Genomic DNA, 25,075 nt, shown 5'->3' with positions numbered 1-25,075 from the left:
GTCAAATCCGCAGCTTCGGCACATAGTTTTAGCCCCGTTACATCTTCCGCGCAGGCCGACTCGACTAGTGAGCTATTACGCTTTCTTTAAAGGGTGGCTGCTTCTAAGCCAACCTCCTAGCTGTCTATGCCTTCCCACATCGTTTCCCACTTAACTATGATTTTGGGGCCTTAGCTGGCGGTCTGGATTGTTTTCCTCTTGACTACGGACGTTAGCACCCGCAGTCTGTCTCCCGGATAGTACTCATTGGTATTCGGAGTTTGCATCGGTTTGGTAAGTCGGGATGACCCCCTAGCCGAAACAGTGCTCTACCCCCAATGGTATTCGTCCGAGGCGCTACCTAAATAGCTTTCGGGGAGAACCAGCTATCACCAGGCTTGATTAGCCTTTCACCCCTATCCACAAGTCATCCCCTGGCTTTTCAACGACAGTGGGTTCGGTCCTCCAGTTAGTGTTACCCAACCTTCAACCTGCTCATGGATAGATCGCCTGGTTTCGGGTCTATACCCAGCAACTAAACGCCCTATTAAGACTCGATTTCTCTACGGCTCCCCTATGCGGTTAACCTTGCTACTGAATATAAGTCGCTGACCCATTATACAAAAGGTACGCAGTCACCGAACTAGTCGGCTCCCACTGCTTGTATGCATGCGGTTTCAGGATCTATTTCACTCCCCTCACAGGGGTTCTTTTCGCCTTTCCCTCACGGTACTGGTTCACTATCGGTCAGTCAGGAGTATTTAGCCTTGGAGGATGGTCCCCCCATATTCAGACAAGGTTTCACGTGCCTCGCCCTACTCGTCATCATTGTGTGTGCCCTTTCGTGTACGGGAATATCACCCTCTACGTTCGCACTTCCCAGAGCGTTCCACTAGAACACACACAACTTAATGGGCTGCTCCCCGTTCGCTCGCCGCTACTAAGGGAATCTCAATTGATTTCTTTTCCTAAGGGTACTGAGATGTTTCACTTCCCCTCGTTCGCTTCATAAGCCTATGTATTCAGCTTATGATACCCGCCTTATAGCGGGTGGGTTCCCCCATTCAGAAATCTCCGGATCAAAGGATATTTGCCGCCTCCCCGGAGCTTTTCGCAGGCTATCACGTCTTTCATCGCCTCTGACTGCCAAGGCATCCACCACATGCACTTAATTACTTGACTATACAACCCCAAACAGTCGCTAACACATACAAGTGAGTGTTATCGTTGCAAACTTAATTGCTACTGATTCGTTGTCTGTGCATTTAAGCACTGTACAGCTTCAATCTAAATTCATATACCAAAACGCTTGATTCAGTGTTTTTGCTAGTTCTCAGATTAACTCTTCATCTAACTGAAATACTTACGTATTACCGTTAGTGTCAAATTAATCGAGTTTGAACAATTTATTTCAGACTCAATTCTACTAATCTGTTAATGATTAACTACCACCTCGTCGGTGCGTAGTAAACTGTGATAAATCACAGAGATTAATAAACCAGTCAACTTGGACTGTATTCACTAAACTCTATAATCTTCTTAGCTTTGAATTAATTTCGTTCTTACAAACTCTTTTAATTCATGGTGGAGACTAGGAGAGTCGAACTCCTGACCTCCTGCGTGCAAAGCAGGCGCTCTACCAACTAAGCTAAGTCCCCAGCTTATCACTTAATGAACGACATATCTTTCAATCTAAGCTTCTGCAATCAGATTTGGTGGGTCTGACAAGACTTGAACTTGTGACCCCACGCTTATCAAGCGTGTGCTCTAACCAACTGAGCTACAGACCCTCAGATACATCTTCGAAGAACAACTTGTTGTGGATTCTTACCAGTCACCAATCTTTCGTTAAGGAGGTGATCCAGCCGCAGGTTCCCCTACGGCTACCTTGTTACGACTTCACCCCAGTCATCGGCCACACCGTGGTAAGCGTCCTCCTTGCGGTTAGACTACCTACTTCTGGTGCAACAAACTCCCATGGTGTGACGGGCGGTGTGTACAAGGCCCGGGAACGTATTCACCGCGGCATTCTGATCCGCGATTACTAGCGATTCCGACTTCATGGAGTCGAGTTGCAGACTCCAATCCGGACTACGATCGGCTTTTTGAGATTAGCATCCTATCGCTAGGTAGCAACCCTTTGTACCGACCATTGTAGCACGTGTGTAGCCCTGGCCGTAAGGGCCATGATGACTTGACGTCGTCCCCGCCTTCCTCCAGTTTGTCACTGGCAGTATCCTTAAAGTTCCCGACATTACTCGCTGGCAAATAAGGAAAAGGGTTGCGCTCGTTGCGGGACTTAACCCAACATCTCACGACACGAGCTGACGACAGCCATGCAGCACCTGTATCTAGATTCCCGAAGGCACCAATCCATCTCTGGAAAGTTTCTAGTATGTCAAGGCCAGGTAAGGTTCTTCGCGTTGCATCGAATTAAACCACATGCTCCACCGCTTGTGCGGGCCCCCGTCAATTCATTTGAGTTTTAGTCTTGCGACCGTACTCCCCAGGCGGTCTACTTATCGCGTTAGCTGCGCCACTAAAGCCTCAAAGGCCCCAACGGCTAGTAGACATCGTTTACGGCATGGACTACCAGGGTATCTAATCCTGTTTGCTCCCCATGCTTTCGTACCTCAGCGTCAGTATTAGGCCAGATGGCTGCCTTCGCCATCGGTATTCCTCCAGATCTCTACGCATTTCACCGCTACACCTGGAATTCTACCATCCTCTCCCATACTCTAGCTTCCCAGTATCGAATGCAATTCCCAAGTTAAGCTCGGGGATTTCACATCCGACTTAAAAAGCCGCCTACGCACGCTTTACGCCCAGTAAATCCGATTAACGCTCGCACCCTCTGTATTACCGCGGCTGCTGGCACAGAGTTAGCCGGTGCTTATTCTGCGAGTAACGTCCACTATCCTAGAGTATTAATCTAGGTAGCCTCCTCCTCGCTTAAAGTGCTTTACAACCATAAGGCCTTCTTCACACACGCGGCATGGCTGGATCAGGCTTCCGCCCATTGTCCAATATTCCCCACTGCTGCCTCCCGTAGGAGTCTGGGCCGTGTCTCAGTCCCAGTGTGGCGGATCATCCTCTCAGACCCGCTACAGATCGTCGCCTTGGTAGGCCTTTACCCCACCAACTAGCTAATCCGACTTAGGCTCATCATTTAGCGCAAGGTCCGAAGATCCCCTGCTTTCTCCCGTAGGACGTATGCGGTATTAGCATTCCTTTCGGAATGTTGTCCCCCACTAAATGGCAGATTCCTAAGCATTACTCACCCGTCCGCCGCTAGGTTAGGTAGCAAGCTACCCTTCCCCGCTCGACTTGCATGTGTTAAGCCTGCCGCCAGCGTTCAATCTGAGCCATGATCAAACTCTTCAGTTTAAAATCATTAGTAGCTTATGGCTACAAATCTTGGCTCATCAATTTTCTGACTAAAAATTCGCTCAAATAAACTTCGAGAAATTTCTACTCTTCAATCAATGAAATATTTTCGATTGATCAACTAGTAAAAATCCACACAAGTTGTTCTTCTATTCTCTTAATGATCTTCTCGATGATTCGTCATCATCAAGCTAGGTCGGCTATATTACTCTCAATTTCTTAAAAGTCAACAGGTAATTTAGATATTTAGTAAACTTATCAATCAACTCAAGAATCCAACCTTTTCAGCCAAATCCTTGTTTCTCAACAAGTTTTTATCTGCATCACCGCCGATGGATGTGCATTCTACAGCATTCCCAACCCAATACAACCCCCTAAATAAACTTTTTTATTCAAGTGAACATTTTTTGAACGCTTCAGTTACTTTTAATGCTTTTTCTTTGTGTTCAAGAACTTTTTTTAAACAATTAAGTCCAGTAGAATATGTCTCTTGCTTCACATTTTTTGGCACTTTTGATTGAAAATACGGTTTGCTAGTAAAAAGGCTCGATATTTATTGCTTGCTGCATCCTTTGCTGCAAGCCCGCTTTGCTATGCCATCTCAACACATAATTTCTATGAGTTGGCTTTATCTATTTTAAGTTATAGCAAATGGTCCAATACCAATCGTCCAACCATTTGTGTGATTGACAATCAGGATGCTGCAAATCAGTTTCAATCTAATATCCGTCAGTTGGCTTATGAATATCAGGTACAAGCGGTTAGTGCTAAAGACTTTCCAAAAACGGAGTGTCATGTTGCCTATTTCACCACAACCTCTCCACAGCAACAGCAGAATTTAATTCAGGCCTACCCTTCTCGATCTTTGCTTTCTTTAAGCACCAATAACCCGGCATGCGAAGTAGGAAGTATTTTCTGCTTATATAATAAAAAGACCTTTTCTACCTTCAAGGTGAATTTGGAGGCTTTAAGCTATTCCAAAGTGCATATCGACCCACGTGTTTTACTTTTAGCAAAGAATGCGGGGTAAGCACTGTGATTCCAAACTTATACCAATCAACATCCTTACATGCTTTATTTCGTAAATCACAATTTGCAATCTTTGCAATTACCTTTGTGATCTGTTCTTTTACATTCGCCACCATCTCCATGTTCACCATGGAAACTTATGCAAAGCAAAATTTACAGTTATTGAGCCAAACCGTTTTGGAGCGTGTTCAGCCTGCCGTAGTATTTAGGGATAAAGGTGCCATTGATCAAATTCTTGATGACTATACCAGTGAACATGCCATTCGCAGTATTCATGTCTATGATCCTCAACAACAGTTGTTAGCTGAAAGTAGCAAGAAAGTTGCTCATACCTCCGTCATGCAAGATTTAATGGATCGCTGGTTTCTTCATGATCCTGTTAAACTCATGATTGTGCATCATAAGAAAAAAGTAGGCGAGTTGGTACTGTATGGCAGTTCTGAAAATATTTTACATTTTTTAAAGACCATTATCATTGGTCTCGCCATTTCAATGTTCTTCATTGTGATTGCCCTGCTTTGGTCTGTGAACATTACTTACCGCCAAATTATGCAAGCGATCAAACCATTAACGCATATTGCACAACTGGTCAGTGATCAAAAAGCTTATAATTTACGTTTCCCGAATAACCACATTCATGAGTTTCAGAACTTAAACACGGTTTTCAATGAACTGTTAGAAGAAATCCAGATCTGGCACACACATCTGCAAAAAGAAAATCGTCAACTTTCATTTCAGGCGCATCACGACCAACTCACCAGTTTGCCAAATCGCCATTATTTTTACCAAGAGCTATTTAATATCTTTGAAAACCCGCAGTATCGTCACAACTCTGCTTTATTGTTTATCGACAATAATAAGTTTAAATACATCAATGACGAGTTTGGACATTTAGCTGGAGATGCAGTTTTAAAAGAAATGGCTACACGCTTAAGGCTTTCAGTTCGTCATGAGGATTTTATTGCTCGTTTAGGAGGTGATGAATTTGCCATCATCTTACATTCAATTCATCATACCGATCATTTAACAACAATTGCTGAAGGCGTTCTTGCAAGTTGTGGAGAACCTTTAGAGTTTAATGGTCAAATGATTCATTTCAGTTTTAGCTTAGGGGTTGCTTTTTCTCAGTTTGCAGAGAATCCAGAGGATTTGATCATGCAGGCCGATCAAGCTATGTATAGAGCTAAACATTTAAACCCACATTGGTTTCTTTATAAACCAGAAATTTAGGACATGTTATGCGCGCTCACACCATTAAAATTTCATTTATTGCGTTACTCTGCCTAACATTGGCTGGCTGCTTGAGTTTTGGTCCATTAAAGTATCGTCAGGTCAAAATGCTAAAGAAAGAAGGCTTCGTTTTGACCGATGAGGGCTGGACCCTAGGTCTACCAGAACGTTTGCTGTTTGACTTTAATAAAGCAGAAATCAAACCTGAACATCAAAAGGAAATTGTCCGTTTAGCAAACCAGCTGAACAAATATGACTTACAAAAGTTAAAAATTGTAGGACATACTGATGATATCGGCAATCCTGAGTATAACCAGAAGCTTTCAGAAGAACGTGCTCAGAGTGTTTCAACAATCTTTATCACACAAGGGTTCAAGCCGAATAACTTAACTGTAGTCGGTCGTGGTGCGAGTCAGCCTTTTGTTCCAAATACCTCTGATGAAAATCGTGCCAGCAATCGTCGTGTGAATGTCATCATTATTCCTTAATAATTACTGCTCCATAGCATAAAAAAGCCGACGCAATGCAGTCGGCTTTTTTTAGATCAGTTCAATAATATCAATCGTTGGTGGAACCCGAAACCGAAATGGTACACCGACCATCCCCGTACCAACGGTCACAAAAACTTCTGCATGTTCATGTGTATAAAAGCCCTTTTTATGACCTAAAATAGAGACACGTTTCATGATGTAACTGGTAATCCATGGCAACTCAATTTGCCCGCCATGTGTATGACCAGATAACATGAGTGGTCGCGTTGGCAGCTCTGGAACCATATCTACCGTATCTGGATTGTGCGACAAAATCAGCCAAGGTTTATCTTGAGGTAAATCGGGCATAAATCGCATATTTGCCTTGCCTGCCCACAAATCACCAATTCCAATCAGGCGAAATTCATCAAATTCGACAATCTTGCCTTCAATATCAATAACATTGTTTAGCTCTAAAGCCTTTTTTAGCAGCTCTTGAATCGGTGGACCTGGATATTGTTCATCGTGATTACCTGGGACTGAGTAAACGGGAGCCTGAATTTGTTTTAAAACAGCCAATTCCTGCACCAGTCGATTTTCAGGTTCATAGGTCCAATCCCCTGCAACCACCACCAAATCCGGTTGCGCTTGGTTCAATTTCTTGACCATACTTTTCAGTTGACGTTCGTGTCCAGAAAATAATCCGACATGCATATCTGCAACCAAAGCAACTTTGATTGGATGGCGAAACTCACGCTCTGAATTCAGTCGATATTGATGATGTTTTACATGAATTTGATGCGGCTCGATAAAACGCGCATAGATCAAGATACTGCTGAGTAAAAAGATGAAGCCAGCCTGATGCAGGCTGTAATATTCGACCCATCCCGCATAAACACTAAAAAACCACAGTGGAATCAATAAATAAGACAGATAAAACGCCAATAAATGTATAAAAGCTTTAAATGGATGAATGGTTTCTGTACGGGATTGGTGTACCCAGGCCTGAATCAAAGCCCAGAGCGCCAAAACAGCGAAAATAAGATAAAAACCAAGAATAATAGTATCCGAATTCGACATTAAAGCCCTCATTAACTTCACTTTAGGGCCATCCATCTCATCTTATATTTATCTTTTTCGATGAAGTGGTATACTCAAGCCCAACTTTTAATCAGTGACGATTATGACGCAATTTTCTCATTTAAATAACAAACATACAAAGATAAGTACAAGTGCTTACAATAAAAGTATGATTGCGATTTATTGCTCAATTGCACTGACCGTTACAGGTTGTAGCACCTTACCCAAGCATAAAATTGAACCGATCATCCAAACATCTGCCCAGATTGATACCTCTCATACTTCACTCGCACAGGTCATTCAGCCTTTGCAAGAACAGCATCCCGATCTAACTGGCTATCATGTTTTATATGAACCATTAGAAGCTCTTTCAGCACGACTTCGCCTGATTGACAAGGCTGAAAAGACTCTTGATTTACAATATTATATTTGGGATAACGACAAAGTTGGCGCCTTGGCTTTACATGCCTTGATTCGCGCTGCAGATCGAGGTGTTCGGGTTCGCCTCTTGATTGATGATAATAATGCCAAGCATACCGAAGGCATTTTTCTTGCACTCGCACAACATCCCAATATAGAAGTTAAGCTCTTTAATCCCTATCGTTTTCGTAAATATCGTGCGCTAGATATGGTGCTAGACTTAAAACGTATCAATCGTCGCATGCACAATAAGAGTTTTATTGCTGATCATCAGGTTGCCTTGATCGGTGGACGCAATATGACTAATCAATATTACAACGTCAGTGATAATTACCAATTTTCCGATGTGGATGTGATGTTGTTTGGTACAGCTGTAGAAGATATCTCCAAATCATTTGATGATTATTGGAATCATGAATATGCCTATGATGTTCGGGAAGTCGTCAAACAGCGCTCTCATCGTTTAAGCTATGAAAGCCTTAAACAACAACTCGATGAACACTACAAACGTATTACTGTTCAAAACTATTTGGATTTAACCAGCCAGTCGGTCGCCATTAATGCCTTAATGAATCGTGATATTTCACTCGATTGGGTCAAAGCTGAAGTCGTGAAAGACTCCCCCGACAAAATTAAATCAAAAGCTAAAAAAGAAGAACATCTCAACTTTCAGCTGATCAATCATCTTGAACAGCCCGAAAAAAATATTGATTTAATTTCTGCCTATTTTGTTCCAGAAAAAAAGGGGGCAAAAATTTTAAGTGATTTGGCACAAGATGGAGTTAAAGTCAGAATCCTGACAAATTCATTTAAAGCCAATGACGTTGCTGTCGTGCATGCTTTCTATGGTAAATATCGACAGGAATTACTTGAAAATGGTGTACAACTCTATGAATTTTTGCCCGCACTCGATAAAAGTGATTTAGACAAACATACCGAAGAGCTAGCAAAAAAAGCCAAGGTCAATATTAAAGGTTTAAGCCGTTCCAGTTTACATGCCAAATTAATGGCACTTGATGAAAAACAGGTATTTATCGGCTCATTTAACTTTGATCCGCGCTCAGCCTACCTGAATACTGAGATTGGCGTGTTACTGAATAGCCCACCATTGGCACAAGCAGTGCATGCCACCATGGATCAAAACCTGAAGACCTATGCCTATCGTTTAGTTTTAGATGCCAACAATAAAATTACTTGGCAGCGTGAAACACCTCACGGCCCTCTGATTTATACCAAAGAACCGAAAATGAAATGGTGGCAAAGAGCAGGTATGAAACTGATTTCATGGCTGCCGATCGAAGGCTTCATGTAGTTTCTAAGGCTTCTTCTGGTAATACAGTAAGTACCTTTCTCTGCAAACGCTCCAAACCCGCTCTCATTTGATGATCTACTTCTTTGGTCAACGTTTCTACAGTATGACCTGCCACAGGAATCGCGGGTAAAGTGAGCAAATGTGCAGTAACTTTGGGCATTTCCAAAACACGTTGTACATGTTCTGCAAAACTCATTTCACCAATAAAGGGCGCAACCAAATCCAGTTGCCCCTGTTGGTTCACATAACAGATCACACAAATCTGCACTGGTCGTTGTGCTTCAATAGCAGCACCTAGTAAACGTCCGTGGACTTTTTTAACTTTACTGCCATCGGTCGTCGTGGCTTCAGGAAAAAACAGAACCGGAATATCTTGCTTTAAGAACTCAGCAATTTGTTCACGGATCCGAACCGAATCTCCAGAACCCCGCTTAATAAATAAAGTCCCGCCACCTTTTGCTAAATTACCAACGATCGGCCATTTTTCCACTTCGGCTTTGGCCAAGAAAAAGATACGTGCCCCAGAACCCAACACCGCAACATCCAGCCAAGAGACGTGATTACTGACCCATAGTGCTGGTTCACGCGGAATGCTGCCGTGCACTTGCACTTCAATATTGAATACTTCACATAATCGACGGCAGAAATACTGTACATAACGGGTATTTACAGGATTATTCGGGTCTTTATATAAGCCATGTCGGTAAATAAGATAAAAACCCTCACCAATGGTTTCGAGACCTGCAGCTAATTTTTTGCTGTATAAACTAAATTTTGAAAACAAACTTAAAGGAGGATGATTTACTGCTGTTGCTTGTTGAGTCATAAATTCTTAAAACCGTACGCATAGATGCACGTGTGCATTGAATTAAACTTGTTATATCATGCCGATATCAATTTATAGAAGTTTTCACCATAACAAAAAACGAATGTGAGCATAAATTTTTCCAATTTTAAAAGATTTATCAGATCAAATATTATAAATAGATCGAATTTACTGATCAAAAGGTGATGTGATGAATCAGCAAAGCACAACATCCGAACCACAAACCACCATTCCTTATGGCTATGCTTTAAGAATGTTTCTGGGATGGTCAATTTTATACATGGGTACATTGGTTGGATTCATTGAGCTATTACGTCGTAATATCATATAAATCCACGAAGTCTTTGCCCTTTGCTTGAGGTTTATTCTAGAATAAGACTTTAAAAATAAGGATTTCAGAACAGCGTGGAAAATTTTGAGCAGCGTCAAAGTGGTGAACGGGCAATTTTAGTCAGTGTATCGGTTCACCTGCTCGATGATCTGGATGCTGAAGAGTTCCGATTGCTCGCCCAATCTGCTGGCGCTGAAATCCTTGAACATCTCATTGTGCAGCGCAATAAACCCGATCCAAAGTTTTTTATTGGTTCTGGCAAAGTTGATGAGATTGCAGAGTTAGTGAAAAGCCACGAAGCAGAGTTGGTGATTTTTGACCATTCACTCTCGCCTGCGCAAGAACGCAATTTGGAACGTATTCTTAAGTGCCGCGTGATTGACCGCACTGGTTTGATTCTTGATATTTTCGCCTTACGTGCACGTACCCATGAAGGTAAATTACAGGTGGAGTTGGCTCAGCTAAAACACCTCTCTACCCGTTTGATTCGTGGTTTTACCGGCAATTTAGAACAACAAAAAGGCGGTATCGGTCTGCGTGGGCCAGGTGAGTCGCAACTAGAGACGGATCGACGCTTAATCCGTGTCCGTATTACCCAACTCAAAGATAAACTGACCAAAGTTCAGCAAACCCGCTTACAAGGTCGTGCTGCTCGTCAAAAAGCCGCCATTCCGACCATTTCACTAGTGGGCTATACCAATGCTGGAAAATCGACATTATTCAATATCCTTGCTAAAAGCGATGTTTATGCAGCTGATCAACTGTTTGCAACCCTCGATCCAACCTTACGTCGTTTAGACTGGGATGGTGTCGGTACGGTTGTACTGGCTGATACCGTTGGATTTGTCCGAAATTTACAACATGATCTGGTTGAATCTTTCAAAGCCACATTAGAAGAAACGCTAGAGGCAACACTGCTCTTACATGTAATTGATAGCAGCAGCCCGAATATGCCTGAACAGATCGAAGCCGTAGAGTCGGTACTCAAGGAAATCGGTGCTGATGCCCCAGTTTTGCAGGTCTACAATAAAATTGACTTAAGTGGCGATGCAGCCAAAATCATTTATAAAGCGCCGGGTCTGCCTGATCGCGTCTATGTCTCAGCACATTCAGGACAAGGGCTTGAACAACTCAGCGAAGCAGTGCAACAATGCTTAATGGGACAGCTACAACAATTTGATCTGGTACTCAAAGCGGCTTACGGTAAATTACGTACCCAACTCTACAGCTTGAATGTGATTCAATCGGAGCATTATGATGATCAAGGTGATCTACATTTATCCGTCTGTATCGCGCCACACAAATTGGAACAACTCATTAAACAAGCACATTTACCATTAGACGAAATTCTTGGGAAAAAAGCTTCCCTATTCCAACGACCTTTGGAAGAATTTGAGATTGATCACCCAACACCTTAATTGTGGTCAGCCATCATCTGGATAGACAAGAGTAAAAAAATGAAAAATATAGATTGGACAGCTTGGTTTGGCACACTTCTCTTAATCATTGTCTATCGTGAAGGGGCTGTTGCGATCACAAAAGTTTTTGGTCACCCAGAACTGGGCAATCTGGTTGGTCTGATCAGTTTATTAATCACATTACTGATCTGGAGGCGGTTTAGAAAAATTTCCAATCGCCTGACAGACACCAATAATAAAATCTTGAAAGAAAGCGGCTTCGCCTTTTTGCCGATTTGTGCAGGCTCATTAATTATGCTGGTACATATGGGCAAAGAAATTCCTGCATTCTTATTTATCCTAACCTTTAGTACATTATTGCCATTATGGGTCTATGCCAAAATGGCGAAACGCTGGTTATAAGGAGCTGATCTATGTTAATGGTTATCTATGGCTTCATTATTACCCTCATTAGTTATCTGATTGCTAAACCACTGAATCAGAAATTTCCACAGATTCCGCTAATTGTGTTTGGCATGTTTATTGTCATCGCATTCTTAGCCATTTTTGGTATTCCATATCAACAGTATATGGATAATGTGAACAACGTTTTTAGTCACCTGCTTGGCTATGTCACGGTTGCTTTGGCCATTCCATTGGCTGCCATGCGTTATGATGATTTGCCGCTCAAATCAATGATTGGCATCCTTGGTTTTGCCAGCATCAGTGCGGTTGCCTTACCGATGAGCTTGGCCTATTTGCTGCATATGTCTGAACCAACCATTATGGCTTTTGCCACCCGTGCCGTGACCACCCCGATTGCATTGAACATCGCAACGCTCCTGCATGCTCCTTTAATGATGGTCACCCTGATTGTGATTCTATCGGGAGTGATTGGCGCTGCATTCTCGCCATGGATCTTAAAACATATTCACGATGAGCGTGCTTCTGGTCTAGCCTTAGGTTTAGCTGCACATGCGATCGGTACGGCGCAAGCATGGCAACGTGGCCCTGTTACAGGACGTTATGCGGCCTTTGGCATGGCAGTAAATGGTGTATTTACAGCCATTTGGCTCCCTACATTCATTCTCTCTTTATCTTAAAATTTGCCACAAATATCACATAAAGATTGAACTAGTTGTCAGATATCCTCCATAATGTAAGCTTAAACGTTAAAAGGATTTTTAATGATGAGCAAACAATTATTAGGTGCGTTATTTTTATCTGCGGTGAGCAGTTTTACTTTTGCAGAGGATATTACGGGGCTCTGGCAAAGTATTGATGACAAAACGGGGGCGCCTAAAGCATTGGTTGAAATCCGCCAAGAAGCCAATGGAACTTATGCAGGCAAAGTAGTTAAAATTACGCCACGTACGGGCTATACACCAAAAGAAACCTGCGTAGATTGTCCAGCACCTTATACCAACAAACCGATTGTTGGTTTGGATGTGGTGACAGGCTTAAAACATAGTGAAGGTCTGAATTATACCAACGGCCGTATTCTCGACCCAAACTCAGGTAAAGTTTATAGTATGAAAGCCAAACTCAGTGCCAATGGTAAACGCTTGCATTTGCGCGGTTATCTGGGGGTTTCTGCTTTAGGCCGTAATCAGATCTGGATTCGCGCCGAGTAAGTTAAATAAAATTTAGCGCCACGATGCGCACATTGCACTGATCATACAGATCTCGGTTGTCGTCAAAAAAAGCTTCTTCATCTTGTATTATAATGAAGAAGCTTTTTTTATTTTCCGTTCAAAAATTTGATTGAAACGTCAACGATTAATAATTTACAAATGTAAAATAACAATTGAATCTCTAATTAGAAATCAGAAATAATAGGGTACAACCATGGCAGCAAGGAGGCTTAAACATGAACTTGTTCCAAAAACTGATTTCTTTTTTCTTTCTATTGACCTTCAGTCATTTTGCTTTTGCTCAAGATATTACCGGGATTTGGCAAAGTGTTGATGATGTGACAGGTGCCCCCAAAGGACAGGTTGAAATCATAAAAGAAGCCGATGGTTCTTATACAGGTAAAATCATTAAAATTACCCCGCGTACAGGTTATACCCCCAAAGAATTTTGCACAGGCTGCCCTGCGCCTTATACCAACAAGCCAATTTTAGGCCTAAATGTTATCACTCAACTCAAGCATAAAAATGACCTGACCTATACAGGTGGCAAGATCCTTGATCCCAATGGAGCTCGTGTTTATAGCCTGACTGCCAAACTAAGTTCTAATGGGCAGCGCTTACATTTACGCGGTTATGTTGGTGTCTCTGCATTAGGACGAAGCCAAATCTGGATCCGAGTCAATTAAATTTACCGAGTCCAAGCCATAAAAAAGCCCTGTCAGATGCAGGGCTTTTTTATGGCTTGGACGTGATAAGGCTTAACGAGACTGCAACTTAGAATAATCTAAAAGGACGTTTGCAGCTTCAGTAATGAAGGTTTCTTCTTCTGGCAATGGTGGACGCAAGTGTGCTTTCATTTTGGCACGCGACTCAACCAGAGCGTCGATAGAAGCTTGATAACTTTCCCAGTTTGCATAAGGTGCTAAGCCTGTTGCACTACGGCGTTGGTTCTCCGCGTTCAAGGTTTGCTTTTCAAGATCAATTAACTCAGCACGACGCTGACCAATATCCAGCGATACTTTCTTTTGATCCGAAGTTTTCTTGGCAATTGCGGTTCGTGCTTCTAGATATTTAAACTGAGAATCTGCTGCAACACGTTGTTGAGAAAACTCTGTCAATTTAGCAATATAAGGTTGTACAGAGCCTTCGCGCTTAAATGGTGCTGTTGGAATGGTATCCCACTTCAGGGCATTTTTCGCTTTGCGCTCACCAAACTCCTCATTGTAAATATCGACCAATTTGATGTCTGGAATCACACCTTTGTTTTGTGTACTGCCGCCAGTAATACGGTAGAACTTACGCTGTGTTAACGTCGCCTGACCATAAGCCAGTGAATCTAGCTGAACCTGTGCGGTGCCCTTACCTGTAGTGGTACTACCAATGATAATACCGCGCTCATAGTCCTGAATCGCGGCAGAGTAAATCTCACTTGCAGAAGCAGAAGCCAAGTTGACCAGTACCGCCATTGGACCAGCATAAAGCTGTTCACCGCCATCGGTATCTTCAAAGACATTGACATTACCATTACCATCACGGATCTGCACCACAGGACCAGACTTGATCACCTGACCAAGCATACGTGCCACCTCTTCCAGTGAGCCACCTGGGTCATTACGCAAGTCGACCAAGATCCCTTCTACTTTTTGTGCTTTCAGCGACTCTAATGCTTTGGCTGTATCTTCCGATACGGAGCGATATTCGGTCCCAGCACGACGTGAACGATAGTCAAAATAGAAGGATGGGATTTCCAGTACACCAAACAGATGTTTTTTACCGTCACGGGTAATTTCAACGGTACGGGAACGAACACCAGCATCTTCTTCTTGGATAATGTCACGGGTTAAGGTCACATTACGTGCTTGGCTCATCGATGCACCAGCACCCAATAACCGTACCACAACTTTGGTCCCCCGTTTACCTCGAATCAGTCCCACGATTTCCGAACTTGGCCAGCCAATCACATCAACCATTTTCTCGCCGTCTTGAGCCACCCCAATGATGCGATCACCTGATTTCACCTGCCCCGATTTACTTGCCGGGCCACCTTCAACGATGGTTTCAATCTTGGTGTAGTCTTCATTGCCACGCTCAGGACGAATCGAAACCCCTATCCCTTCTAACTGCAAAGTCGTTTGGCGGTTTAACTCCATCGCATCAATCGGCGGATAGTAATTACTGTGTGGATCATAGGTGGCCAACATGGCATTCAAGGTCTTTTCCAACACATCATCGCTTTTCACACGTCCAATACGTTCTAACTGACGGGTATAACGTTTCGTCAAGGTTTGAACTGGTGTTAAATCTTCGGGTCCAGTTAAATCCTGACCATTGGCAAGCGATGGATCTGCTTTTAATGCTTTTTGTTTAGCCTGCTCTTCTTCTTTGCTAATGGTTAAATTAATGAGCTGTGAAACCAGCATTTTTTGCCAGTGAGCCTGTTGTTCAGCCGTGGTTTTGAAATATGCTGCCTTTTCACGATCCGTATCAAGGTAGACATCTTTTTGATTCAGGTTTTGCGGCTTCTTCAATTCAGCCAACATAAACTCATAGAATTGTTTCAAACGATCACGATATTGTGCATGAATCGCAAACGGTCCCGTCAGGTTACCCGCTTTTAATGAACTGCCAAACGTAGCGCCATATTTCTTTTGATAGTCTTCCACTTCACCACTTAAAAATAATGAATGATCTGGATCAAGACTATCCAAATACATATTCAAAATACGGTTTGAAGTGGTTGCATCCAGACGCATATTTAAATAATGCTGACGATCAACCAATGTAGCTAACTGACGCGCAACCAAGGCCTGTTCCTGAGATGGCTTGATGACTGTTGAAACAAGAGGTGTCTCAGTCGCTGCAAATGCCTCATTTATGGTATGAGAGAAAAATAAACCACCAGTCGCAATTGCAACTGCACACGCTATCATTTGAAGTTTCATAAAATTTTGGTACTTCCTTGGATATGGCAATTATTACACGCTGATCTGATCAATATGAACACCTTTCATTCACCTCCATCACAACATGTAAAACTCATAAGTCATTATAAATAAATGACCAACAAGCACTTATCATCAATATCATCTAGTTTTATCATATTCTGTACTGACAAAATGTAGCAAATCATTGCACAATTTAGCTATCGTTTTTTTCATCAATTTTTTATCAAAATTCAAACGGAATCCTTATGATCGGCGCATTGATGCTGGATATTGCTGGCACAGAACTTACCCAAGAAGATATTGAACTCTTACAAGCTCCGCAAGTCGGCGGCATGATTTTATTTGCACGAAATATTGAATCCCCTCAACAAGTTCGAGCCTTAACCGACCATATGCGCCAAATCCGCCCAGAGATTCTGATCGCCGTTGATCAGGAAGGGGGCCGCGTCCAACGCTTAAGACAAGGCTTTACCTTACTTCCAGCCATGGGCCGATTGGGTGAGCGCTACCTCAGCAAGCCACAACAAGCGATTGAACTGGCTGAGCAATGCGGCTGGTTAATGGCGACTGAGGTACTGGCCGTAGGGATTGATTTTAGTTTTGCTCCAGTTCTTGACCTGAATGATGTCAGCGATGTAATTGGTGATCGCGGTTTCGCCAAAAACATGCAAGACATCGTGCCTCTGGCAGATGCCTTTATGCGTGGTATGAAAAAAGCAGGCATGGCCACCACAGGTAAACATTTCCCAGGACATGGTTCAGTCAAGGCTGACTCACATGTGGCCGCTGCAATTGATAACCGCTCATACCAAGAAATTTACGACAAAGACATGCAAAGCTTTATCAAGCTGATGCCGCAACTGGATGCCTTGATGCCAGCCCATGTGATCTATGATCAAGTTGATCCAAACCCAGCAGGTTTCTCACCGTTCTGGTTACAGCAAATCTTACGTCAACAGCTTAAATTTGACGGCGTATTATTCTCAGATGACTTGAGCATGCAGGCTGCCTGTGTCGCAGGTGGTGCCGATGCACGTATCCAAGCCGCTTTAAAAGCAGGTTGTGATATGGGGCTGGTCTGTAATGACCGTGCCGCAGCATGTACCGCTTTGGATGGCATCCAAACCTTGGCTTTGCCAAATCAACAACGCTTAGAACGTATGCGCGGTAAAATTCCAAATATCCAAGTCGGCACGACGTTGACTTTAGATGATGAAAACTGGCACAACGTCAGAAAAGTCATTGAAGAGTTTAAGAATTCGTTCTAACTTACTTCATATTAAAAAATATTTTTGCCGATATACGATACCCGGTAATGTCATCCGCAACCTGCGTGATTTCCAAAAGATAGATATAGTCTGTCTATATGCTGTAATTAATCACATGCAAGGAATGAACAGGTTTTGCGGATGACAATGCCTTTGGTTACTTTGGGCGAAACCAAAGTAACTCCAGCTGAAAGCTTATCCTGATATCAGATGAGGACTTAGCAAGACACCGTTATAGATATCGTTAAAAATAAGAATTAGGGAAAAAGAGTCTAGGACAGATGACACAACAACTTTCAAAACACCGCCACATTTCATTTACCGCACACTACACCGGCTATATCTGGTATCAAATGGGGATTTCACATCCAGCACTGGCAACCGCCAAAGGAAAAACTTTAGCGGCTCTCGTTCATCCAATTGAGAGCTGGGCAGAAAAATATGTCGGTGGCAGCATGCGCACTACACTGAAACAACGTCACAGCATGCTCGACAACCAGTTAAAAGCACTGATTGAGCAACATCCAGACCTGCAAGTGCTAGAAATTGCATGTGGCTTATCCCCACGTGGTTGGTGGTTTAGACAACATTATGCAACGATCACTTACCGTGAACTGGATTTGCCAGACATGGCTGCCACCAAACAAGCGGCACTGCAACAAATTGAAAGCAATACCGATGCTGTACTGTCTGTCGACTTATTTACCGATGCTTTTGCTGCCGCATTTGAGGTGTTCGATCCTCAACGGCCTTTGGTGATTATCAGCGAGGGACTGATCAATTACTTTGAAAAACCAATGTTACAGCAACTGATTCAAGCCATTGCCAATTACGGCCAAGGCTTTAAAACGCTGCATTATTTAACAGACATCTATCCAGAACCGACCCAAAACAAACTCGCCACCATTATCTGGAACAGTAGCCGTTTATTAAAATGGATGTCGCGCAGTGCGTTTAGCTTTCATTTTCAAACCCCTGCCGAAGTTGAACAGTTTTTTCATGAAGCTGGCTTTAATCACGTTGAGGTGCTACAACCCAAGCAATTTTTTCAACAAGTCACTTTAGAAAGTACGCAGCAACACTTAGGCGACCTAGTCTGGATGATTCAAGCCACCAATAAATAAGCGCACAAAAAAAGTGGCAAATTGCCACTTTTTAATCTTGAAATACTCGTTATTCAGTTGGCTGTTGGCGTTGAATAAAACGAGTCAAACGCTCTGCGATATCAAAACTGCCGTGTTTAAATAAGATGCGCAGTCCTTGCTCAGTTGCATCAAAGATTAAACATTCAATTTTAAACTCACCCTCTTCATCAGCTAAATGTAAGGCTAAATCACGTGGATGTTGATTGATAAAATCAAGTTGCTCAATATTGTGAAGCTTTAAATACACGCCAAAGAAAGTGATATCAACGATCTTCACATCAGCTTCTGTCGCAAGATGGCGATGCGATAATTTGCTTTCGGGCTGTAAGACCGTAATACGTTCTTCACCACGCCGCTCGATCTGCTGCATTTGTTCCCGTGTCATTGAGATAATGCCATCCAGATTGTCTATGGATTCACCTTTTAAAAAGGTGGTAAACAAATTCATGGTTTCTTTACGGCGCTGCAATTGTGGCACATGATCAGCATTGGCAATCAATGCAAACTGCATATCCTGACACTGCAATGCAAAATCTGCATTCTCATGCGGTAAAGTAAAACTGTCATACTGCCCTGCTGCCACCAAGGTTTTACACTGTGGTACAGGTACATCACTTAAGCGCAACAAGCGATTGCAGTTGATTTCATAACGTTCGCGTTCAGTTGCACTGAACTCAGCCATCTGTTTAAAGAACAAACGTTTTGCAGTAGGTGACATCCGTGTTTTATCAAGTTTGGCATGATTGACCAGATAAAGAATCACGGCCTGACCAAATTCTTCCATCCGGTCTTCGCGCATTAAGTGCAGTGATTCTTCGAGCAACATCCGCCAGCTTTTACGGGTTTTCTGCATCACTCCCATCAAAACCATACGGTCAATCAACTCAGGCCGTTGGTCTGCAAAAGACGAAGCCACCACGGAACCCAATGACATGCCCATCATTGAAACTTTATCAATCCCAACAATATCCAGCCATTGACCTAGCATTTTAGATAAATCTGGCAGTTCTAAAATACCTGCAGATTCACCTGTATCAACATTACGAATTTGCTGATTCGCACCCATCGAAGGTAAATCAATTAAAATAACGGGCCCACTCTCGAAAAGTTGCTCAACACAATACTTATAAGAGTTAAAATTTTGAAATGCGCCCCCGACAATTACAATCGGCGTGTTGTAGATCGTTTTCGGATCTGCAATTGCCATATATTCAATTTTCCAACCATCAATCCACGTGGTACGCGCTGGTTGTTTAAAACTGTTTTTATTGTAAATGTCGAAAAAACCAAAGCCTGTGTAGGTATGATTGATATCCGAGTCCATTTGGATAATGGAATTCATGCCCTTCCTCCATCCTTGTTTATTTTTGTGTTGCAAGCATCTCATTTTCTATGACTTCTACTTGCAAGTTAACAAATTTATAAAATTTGTATTACATTTATCCTATACTTTTTCATTCTATACATATGCACGTTTTATACGCAATCATTTCCTTAACCACTTATCTTGTTTCGCTCCATAATCTTTTGCAAAATATGTAATCTCGACTTTAGATTCAATATCTTCATCGCACTAAAATAAAAAAATTTGTGCCAATTAACGCTTGATAATTTTTTGAATTGTCAGTTCAGCCTATTCATTGTTCAGCCGTTGACTGTTACTATCTTTATAAATACATGCAAATACCAAACTGCTATGCAAGACTCTATACAAAATTATATGCAACAAGTCGGCGCTCAGGCACGTCAGGCCTCTCGTATTTTAACGAGTGCATCGACGCATTTAAAAAATCATGCCCTATCTGCAATCTATACGGCTTTGGAAAATAATCAAACCCAAATTTTGGCAGCCAATCAAATTGACATGGACAGTGGTCGTCAACGTCAACTCGACAGTGCCCTACTTGACCGTTTAGAACTGACCCCTGCTCGCTTTAAGGGCATGTTACAAGGCTTAAAAGATGTAATTGCCTTGATTGATCCAATTGGTGAAATTACCGATTTGGCTTATCGCCCATCAGGTATCCAACTCGGAAAAATGCGTGTGCCTTTGGGTGTGATCGGCATGATTTATGAATCTAGGCCGAATGTGACACTTGAAGCTGCTTCATTGGCGTTAAAATCAGGTAACGCTATTATTTTACGTGGTGGTTCAGAAGCACTCGAGTCGAATAAAGCGATTGCAACGGCGATTCAACACGGTCTGCAAATTTCAGGTCTGCCTGAACATGCGGTTCAAGTGATTGATACACCAGATCGTGCTGCAGTCGGTCATCTGATTACCATGACCGAATTTGTGGACGTGATTGTGCCACGTGGCGGTAAAAGCCTGATTGAACGTATCAGCAATGAAGCACGTATTCCTGTGATTAAACACTTAGATGGTAACTGCCATGTATTTGTTGAAGCACAAGCAGACCTGCAAAAAGCCTTACCCATCGCACTCAATGCCAAAACGCATCGCTATGGCGTGTGTAATGCCATGGAGACCTTATTGGTCGATGAAGCGATTGCGGAAGAGTTCTTACCACGTATTGCTGAACTCTATGCAGAAAAACAAGTTGAGCTACGTGGCTGTGCCGAAACCCAACGTATTTTAGGCATCTCTGTAAAAACAGCGACAGAAGAAGATTGGTATACCGAATATCTCGGTCCAATTCTTGCAGTCAAAGTGGTGACTGGGATGGATGAAGCAATTGAGCATATCAATAAGTATGGTTCACACCATACCGATGCGATTATTACTGAAAACTTTAGTCTAGCTCGTGAGTTCTTGGCACGTGTGGATTCCAGCTCAGTCATGATCAATGCCTCAACCCGCTTTGCCGATGGTTTTGAATATGGTTTAGGTGCTGAAATCGGGATTTCAACCGATAAAATCCATGCACGTGGGCCAGTCGGTCTAGAGGGCTTAACCTCACAAAAATGGATCGTTTTTGGTGACGGGCAAATCCGCCAATAGCAGAATCGGGCATTTGCTCACAGAAACACGAGGAAGTTCATTTACTTGATCTTTCTCGTTTTTTTATATATTTGCATACAAAAATAATGATAAAACCAACAGATCAATCAAAAGAACAGATGATTTCCAAACTATACTGAATAGATTGATTTATAGACGGGTTGTATAGGCTAAAGTCTATCTTCGCCAAGATGACATCCCATGTTAAAACATTGCGCTTGATCCCATTGCCTGATGCATTGCAGCAAGATCAAAGTGTTCATCATAAAATTTAAAATCTGTTAGGTGTTCAAACGTGGCTATATCGGTATTAGTAATTAACTGTGGTTCATCATCCATCAAATACGCGCTCATTTCGGAACGCCGTGAAGACCGTATTTATGGTTTAGCAGAAAATCTGGGCGCCGCAGATGCCCGTATTAAAGGGGTAACCATTGGTGGCGAACCACTGGAACTGTCAATTCCCTATGCAGATCATGCCAAAGCCCTTGAGACCCTATTGGCACGCTTAGCCAATTACAATCCACAAGCCATTGGTCACCGTGTGGTTCACGGCGGTGACATCACCAAAGCAGAACTCCTGACCCCCGAACTGGTTGAGCGTATTGAGGCCGCAACACCACTTGCGCCTTTGCATAACCCAGCACATTTGATTGGGATTGAAGCCACCTTGCGCTTGTTCCCCCAGTTACCACAAGTGGCTGTATTCGATACCGCATTCCACCAAACCATGCCTGAACGTGCCTATCGTTATGCGCTGCCACAATACTTATATACCGATTATCAAGTGCGTCGCTATGGTTTCCACGGCACCAGCCATGCTTATGTGACTGAACGCGCCAGCGAACTGGCAGGCCATAAAAATGAAGGTGGCTGGCTCAGTGCCCATTTAGGTAATGGTAGTTCGACCTGTGCTGTCTGGAATGGTCATAGTGTCGATACCTCGATGGGGATGACCCCGCTTGAAGGTGTGGTGATGGGCACGCGTAGCGGTGACGTCGATCCGAGTTTGCATTTATTCATTGCCAGCAATCTCGGTTGGGATATCCAGAAAATTGACAGCATGCTCAATAAAGAAAGTGGTTTACTGGGCTTGTCAGGTCTATCCAATGATATGCGCACCTTGGTTGAAGCTTCTAGAAAGGGTCATGAAGGTGCAACCCTTGCCATTGAAGTATTCTGTTATCGTTTGGCCAAATCTTTATCGGCTTTAAGTTGCGGTCTACCACGTTTAGATGGTTTAGTCTTTACAGGTGGTATTGGTGAAAACTCGGCTTATGTCCGTGAAAAGACTTTGGCTTATTTAGTGCACTTTGGTTTGCAATTTAGCAAAGAAAAAAATAATGCTTTGGCTCGCGGTAGTGAAGGTCGTATCGACGATGGTACAGGTCCACAAATCTGGGTGATTCCAACCGACGAAGAAGGCCGTATTGCCAAAGAAACCCGCCAAGTAGTTGAAAAAATTGCTTAATCAACCGATTAGATATATTTAAGGTCATTATGAATACAATTTTACTCATCCCCACAGGTGAAGGCGTTGGTTTAACCTCAGCTTGTTTAGGTATGATCTACGCGCTGGATTGTAAAGGGATTAATGCGGGTTTCTTAAAACCATGTTCTCAGATTGCAGATACCAAAGTAGACCGCACCACCACACTGTATCGTCATTTATTTCAACATCCTTCTGTTGAACCGATCAGCTATGAACGACTCACACAACTGATTGCCCTAGGTGAAACCGATGAGTTGCTTGAAGAGGCCGTGGCCCTACATCGTCAAATCGCTGCCGATCATGATGTCATTATCGTTGAAGGTCTGGTACCCAATGGGCAAGATCATTTTGTCAGTGAAATCAATGCCGCACTTGCACAAGCACTGGATGCACAAGTGGTCTTGGTCAGCACTGCAGATTTAGCAGACCCACGTAAAACAGCAGAAAAAGTCGATGCACATTTACGTCAATTCGGCGGTGCCGCTTCAGCCCGCACCACAGGCGTATTATTCATGCGGACAAAAGGTCTACCTGAGGGAACAGCTGAAATTCCAGTGACACTTGATCCAAGTCTACGTTTAGACCAGCATATTGAAACCTTTGCGCTAGAATTACAACGCTATAACCGCTATATGGGAACCGATGAACTGCCAATTATCGGCCTGGTTCCGTTTAGTAATATTCTGAGCGTGCCACGTAGTCTGGACATTGCTTCGATCATCAATGGCACGTGGTTACATCAAGGTGAAGCCAAACAACGTCGTATTTTGCACACCAGTTTGATTGCATCAAATATTGAATCCGAACTGCATAAATTCGTTGCCGGTGAACTGATTATTAGTGCCTCACAAAGAACGGATGCGATTCTGGCAGCCAGTCTTGCCAGTAGCAATGGTACGCCCTTGGCGGGTTTGGTTTTAACCGAGCAAACAGCGCCCCCAAATAATGTACTGGAATTTTGCCAAAGTGCGATTAAGCAAGGTTTGCCGATCTTACATACCCCTTTCGACACCTTGGAAACCGCACAGCTATTACAGCGCTTTGGAAATGAAATTCCTATTGATGATACTGAACGCGCGGAGCAAGTGACGCGTTTTGTTTCCAGCCATATTGACAATAACTGGCTTGATCAACATACCCAAAATAATCTACATCCACGTCTCTCGCCTTCAGCATTCCGCTATGAATTGGTACAAAAATCCATTTCAGTCAAAAAACGTATCGTCTTGCCTGAAGGGGATGAGCCGCGTACGGTACAAGCGGCTGTGATTTGTCAAACTCGTGGCATTGCACAATGTATTTTATTGGCAAAACCGGAATCAGTCGCTGAGGTGGCAAAAGCACGGGGTATTCAGTTACCAGATGATTTACAGATCATTGATCCAGATACCATTCGTGATCAATATATCGAACCCATGGTCGAGTTACGTAAAGGTAAACTGGATGCACTACAAGCCAAAGCGCAACTGCAAGATACCGTGGTGCTCGGCACCATGATGTTGGCTCTGGATCAGGTCGATGGTCTGGTTTCAGGTGCCATTCATACCACTGCCAATACCGTACGCCCTGCCTTTCAGTTAATTAAAACTGCACCGAATTACTCACTGGTGTCATCCATCTTCTTTATGCTACTGCCTGATGAAGTCTATGTTTATGGTGACTGTGCGATCAATCCTGATCCAAATGCTGAACAGCTTGCCGAGATTGCGATTCAGTCTGCGGATTCAGCTAAAGCCTTTGGTCTAGATCCGCGTATCGCCATGATCAGTTATTCGACTGGAACCTCAGGTGCTGGTGCTGATGTTGAGAAGGTTGCTGAAGCGACTAAAATTGCACAGCAACGCCGCCCTGATTTACTGATTGATGGCCCATTACAATACGATGCCGCTTCAGTTGAAAGTGTTGGTCGCCAAAAAGCCCCTGATTCTCAAGTGGCTGGGCGTGCCAATGTATTTATCTTCCCGGATTTAAATACAGGTAACACCACCTATAAAGCGGTGCAGCGTGCTGCCAATGTGGTCAGTGTCGGTCCGATGCTACAAGGTTTAAATAAACCGGTGAATGATTTGTCTCGCGGTGCTTTGGTCGATGATATTGTATTTACCATTGCCCTGACTGCGATTCAGGCACAATGATATTAAACCTGCGCTTTGATTAAAGTTAAAAAA

Annotated in this window: 19 protein-coding genes, 2 tRNA genes and 2 rRNA genes; 15 read left to right on the top strand and 8 right to left on the bottom strand. The window is 43.0% G+C overall.

Going from position 1 to position 25,075, the window contains the following annotated elements; genetic code table 11:
- The 4 genes from F895_RS20140 to F895_RS16275 all read right to left on the bottom strand — a co-directional run.
- Positions 1–1,161: ribosomal RNA gene (locus tag F895_RS20140) — 23S ribosomal RNA — on the bottom strand; the annotation flags it as partial.
- A 400-nt stretch (positions 1,162–1,561) separates the two neighbouring features.
- Positions 1,562–1,637, bottom strand: a tRNA-Ala gene (locus tag F895_RS16265).
- Positions 1,638–1,692: 55 nt separating this feature from the next.
- Positions 1,693–1,769: transfer RNA gene (locus F895_RS16270), tRNA-Ile, on the bottom strand.
- Positions 1,770–1,828: 59 nt separating this feature from the next.
- Positions 1,829–3,366 (bottom strand): 16S ribosomal RNA (locus tag F895_RS16275).
- Positions 3,367–3,922: 556 nt separating this feature from the next.
- On the opposite strand from F895_RS16275, the gene F895_RS16280 reads away from it, so the two are divergent.
- The 3 genes from F895_RS16280 to F895_RS16290 are packed head-to-tail and all read left to right on the top strand — an operon-like array spanning position 3,923 to position 6,113.
- A complete protein-coding gene (locus F895_RS16280; protein ID WP_005238710.1) occupies positions 3,923–4,396 on the top strand; it encodes a regulatory sequestration protein YfiR in 474 nt (157 codons plus the stop codon).
- Positions 4,397–4,401: 5 nt separating this feature from the next.
- Entirely contained in the window at positions 4,402–5,625 is a 1,224-nt protein-coding gene (locus tag F895_RS16285) for a diguanylate cyclase DgcN/YfiN (RefSeq protein WP_026040180.1), read from the top strand.
- 8 nt (positions 5,626–5,633) lie between these two features.
- Positions 5,634–6,113, top strand: coding sequence for an outer membrane lipoprotein YfiB (locus F895_RS16290; protein WP_005238705.1), 480 nt, complete (start codon positions 5,634–5,636; stop codon positions 6,111–6,113).
- A 51-nt stretch (positions 6,114–6,164) separates the two neighbouring features.
- Here the strand turns inward: F895_RS16290 and F895_RS16295 are convergent, their stop codons facing one another.
- Entirely contained in the window at positions 6,165–7,175 is a 1,011-nt protein-coding gene (locus F895_RS16295) for a metallophosphoesterase (RefSeq protein WP_005238703.1), read from the bottom strand.
- 169 nt (positions 7,176–7,344) lie between these two features.
- On the opposite strand from F895_RS16295, the gene F895_RS16300 reads away from it, so the two are divergent.
- Complete coding sequence (locus F895_RS16300) at positions 7,345–8,907, top strand: phospholipase D family protein (protein WP_010589972.1); 1,563 nt, start codon at positions 7,345–7,347, stop codon at positions 8,905–8,907.
- On the opposite strand, the gene F895_RS16305 is transcribed toward F895_RS16300, so the two are convergent.
- A complete protein-coding gene (locus F895_RS16305; protein WP_005238700.1) occupies positions 8,900–9,733 on the bottom strand; it encodes a lysophospholipid acyltransferase family protein in 834 nt (277 codons plus the stop codon). The genes F895_RS16300 and F895_RS16305 overlap by 8 nt on opposite strands.
- A gap of 190 nt (positions 9,734–9,923) precedes the next feature.
- Between F895_RS16305 and F895_RS20015 the strand changes: the two genes are divergently transcribed.
- The 6 genes from F895_RS20015 (at position 9,924) to F895_RS16330 (ending at position 13,781) form a co-directional block, all read left to right on the top strand.
- Positions 9,924–10,064 carry a hypothetical protein gene (locus F895_RS20015; protein ID WP_005238698.1) on the top strand — a complete coding sequence of 47 codons (141 nt, stop codon included), beginning with the start codon at positions 9,924–9,926 and terminating at the stop codon, positions 10,062–10,064.
- 74 nt (positions 10,065–10,138) lie between these two features.
- Positions 10,139–11,482 carry a ribosome rescue GTPase HflX gene (hflX, locus tag F895_RS16310; RefSeq protein ID WP_005238697.1) on the top strand — a complete coding sequence of 448 codons (1,344 nt, stop codon included), beginning with the start codon at positions 10,139–10,141 and terminating at the stop codon, positions 11,480–11,482.
- A 39-nt stretch (positions 11,483–11,521) separates the two neighbouring features.
- Positions 11,522–11,884 carry a hypothetical protein gene (locus F895_RS16315; RefSeq protein WP_005238696.1) on the top strand — a complete coding sequence of 121 codons (363 nt, stop codon included), beginning with the start codon at positions 11,522–11,524 and terminating at the stop codon, positions 11,882–11,884.
- A gap of 11 nt (positions 11,885–11,895) precedes the next feature.
- A complete protein-coding gene (locus F895_RS16320; protein WP_005238687.1) occupies positions 11,896–12,564 on the top strand; it encodes an LrgB family protein in 669 nt (222 codons plus the stop codon).
- A gap of 84 nt (positions 12,565–12,648) precedes the next feature.
- Positions 12,649–13,095 carry a DUF2147 domain-containing protein gene (locus F895_RS16325; protein WP_005238686.1) on the top strand — a complete coding sequence of 149 codons (447 nt, stop codon included), beginning with the start codon at positions 12,649–12,651 and terminating at the stop codon, positions 13,093–13,095.
- 236 nt (positions 13,096–13,331) lie between these two features.
- Positions 13,332–13,781 (top strand): DUF2147 domain-containing protein, encoded by a 450-nt coding sequence (locus tag F895_RS16330; protein ID WP_005238683.1) that lies wholly within the window; start codon positions 13,332–13,334, stop codon positions 13,779–13,781.
- A 72-nt stretch (positions 13,782–13,853) separates the two neighbouring features.
- On the opposite strand, the gene F895_RS16335 is transcribed toward F895_RS16330, so the two are convergent.
- Positions 13,854–16,037: a carboxy terminal-processing peptidase gene (locus F895_RS16335; RefSeq protein WP_005238682.1), complete on the bottom strand. Its 2,184-nt coding sequence runs from the start codon at positions 16,035–16,037 to the stop codon at positions 13,854–13,856.
- Between the two features lie 248 nt (positions 16,038–16,285).
- Here F895_RS16335 and nagZ point away from each other — a divergent pair, with 248 nt between their 5' ends.
- Together nagZ and F895_RS16345 are read left to right on the top strand one after the other, a co-directional pair.
- Positions 16,286–17,308: a beta-N-acetylhexosaminidase gene (gene nagZ / locus F895_RS16340; protein WP_005238681.1), complete on the top strand. Its 1,023-nt coding sequence runs from the start codon at positions 16,286–16,288 to the stop codon at positions 17,306–17,308.
- A 281-nt stretch (positions 17,309–17,589) separates the two neighbouring features.
- Positions 17,590–18,432: a class I SAM-dependent methyltransferase gene (locus F895_RS16345; protein ID WP_005238680.1), complete on the top strand. Its 843-nt coding sequence runs from the start codon at positions 17,590–17,592 to the stop codon at positions 18,430–18,432.
- 49 nt (positions 18,433–18,481) lie between these two features.
- On the opposite strand, the gene F895_RS16350 is transcribed toward F895_RS16345, so the two are convergent.
- The gene (locus tag F895_RS16350; RefSeq protein ID WP_005238678.1) at positions 18,482–19,795 is read right to left on the bottom strand and encodes an alpha/beta fold hydrolase; all 1,314 of its coding nucleotides are present in this window, start codon (positions 19,793–19,795) and stop codon (positions 18,482–18,484) included.
- Between the two features lie 354 nt (positions 19,796–20,149).
- Between F895_RS16350 and F895_RS16355 the strand changes: the two genes are divergently transcribed.
- The 3 genes from F895_RS16355 (at position 20,150) to pta (ending at position 25,042) form a co-directional block, all read left to right on the top strand.
- Positions 20,150–21,415 (top strand): glutamate-5-semialdehyde dehydrogenase, encoded by a 1,266-nt coding sequence (locus tag F895_RS16355; RefSeq protein WP_005238677.1) that lies wholly within the window; start codon positions 20,150–20,152, stop codon positions 21,413–21,415.
- A gap of 295 nt (positions 21,416–21,710) precedes the next feature.
- The gene (locus F895_RS16360) at positions 21,711–22,886 is read left to right on the top strand and encodes an acetate/propionate family kinase (RefSeq protein WP_005238676.1); all 1,176 of its coding nucleotides are present in this window, start codon (positions 21,711–21,713) and stop codon (positions 22,884–22,886) included.
- 29 nt (positions 22,887–22,915) lie between these two features.
- A complete protein-coding gene (gene pta, locus F895_RS16365; RefSeq protein ID WP_005238674.1) occupies positions 22,916–25,042 on the top strand; it encodes a phosphate acetyltransferase in 2,127 nt (708 codons plus the stop codon).
- The last annotated feature ends 33 nt before the right edge of the window (positions 25,043–25,075 follow it).

The sequence above is a fragment of the Acinetobacter sp. CIP 64.2 genome, assembly GCF_000369645.1.
In the GTDB taxonomy this organism is placed as follows: domain Bacteria; phylum Pseudomonadota; class Gammaproteobacteria; order Pseudomonadales; family Moraxellaceae; genus Acinetobacter.
The sequence above is the reverse complement of the archived record's forward strand: the minus strand, read 5'-3'. Positions and strand labels throughout refer to the sequence as shown.

Coding starts and splice junctions, on each gene's coding strand:
- F895_RS16290 (WP_005238705.1), top strand. CDS start 5,634: ATGCGCGCTCACACCATTAAAATTTCATTTATTGCGTTACTCTGCCTA.
- F895_RS16295 (WP_005238703.1), bottom strand. CDS start 7,175: ATGTCGAATTCGGATACTATTATTCTTGGTTTTTATCTTATTTTCGCT.
- F895_RS20015 (WP_005238698.1), top strand. CDS start 9,924: ATGAATCAGCAAAGCACAACATCCGAACCACAAACCACCATTCCTTAT.
- F895_RS16320 (WP_005238687.1), top strand. CDS start 11,896: ATGTTAATGGTTATCTATGGCTTCATTATTACCCTCATTAGTTATCTG.
- F895_RS16300 (WP_010589972.1), top strand. CDS start 7,345: ATGATTGCGATTTATTGCTCAATTGCACTGACCGTTACAGGTTGTAGC.
- F895_RS16325 (WP_005238686.1), top strand. CDS start 12,649: ATGATGAGCAAACAATTATTAGGTGCGTTATTTTTATCTGCGGTGAGC.
- F895_RS16330 (WP_005238683.1), top strand. CDS start 13,332: ATGAACTTGTTCCAAAAACTGATTTCTTTTTTCTTTCTATTGACCTTC.
- pta (WP_005238674.1), top strand. CDS start 22,916: ATGAATACAATTTTACTCATCCCCACAGGTGAAGGCGTTGGTTTAACC.
- F895_RS16305 (WP_005238700.1), bottom strand. CDS start 9,733: ATGACTCAACAAGCAACAGCAGTAAATCATCCTCCTTTAAGTTTGTTT.
- F895_RS16355 (WP_005238677.1), top strand. CDS start 20,150: ATGCAAGACTCTATACAAAATTATATGCAACAAGTCGGCGCTCAGGCA.
- F895_RS16335 (WP_005238682.1), bottom strand. CDS start 16,037: ATGAAACTTCAAATGATAGCGTGTGCAGTTGCAATTGCGACTGGTGGT.
- F895_RS16350 (WP_005238678.1), bottom strand. CDS start 19,795: ATGAATTCCATTATCCAAATGGACTCGGATATCAATCATACCTACACA.
- F895_RS16315 (WP_005238696.1), top strand. CDS start 11,522: ATGAAAAATATAGATTGGACAGCTTGGTTTGGCACACTTCTCTTAATC.
- F895_RS16345 (WP_005238680.1), top strand. CDS start 17,590: ATGACACAACAACTTTCAAAACACCGCCACATTTCATTTACCGCACAC.
- nagZ (WP_005238681.1), top strand. CDS start 16,286: ATGATCGGCGCATTGATGCTGGATATTGCTGGCACAGAACTTACCCAA.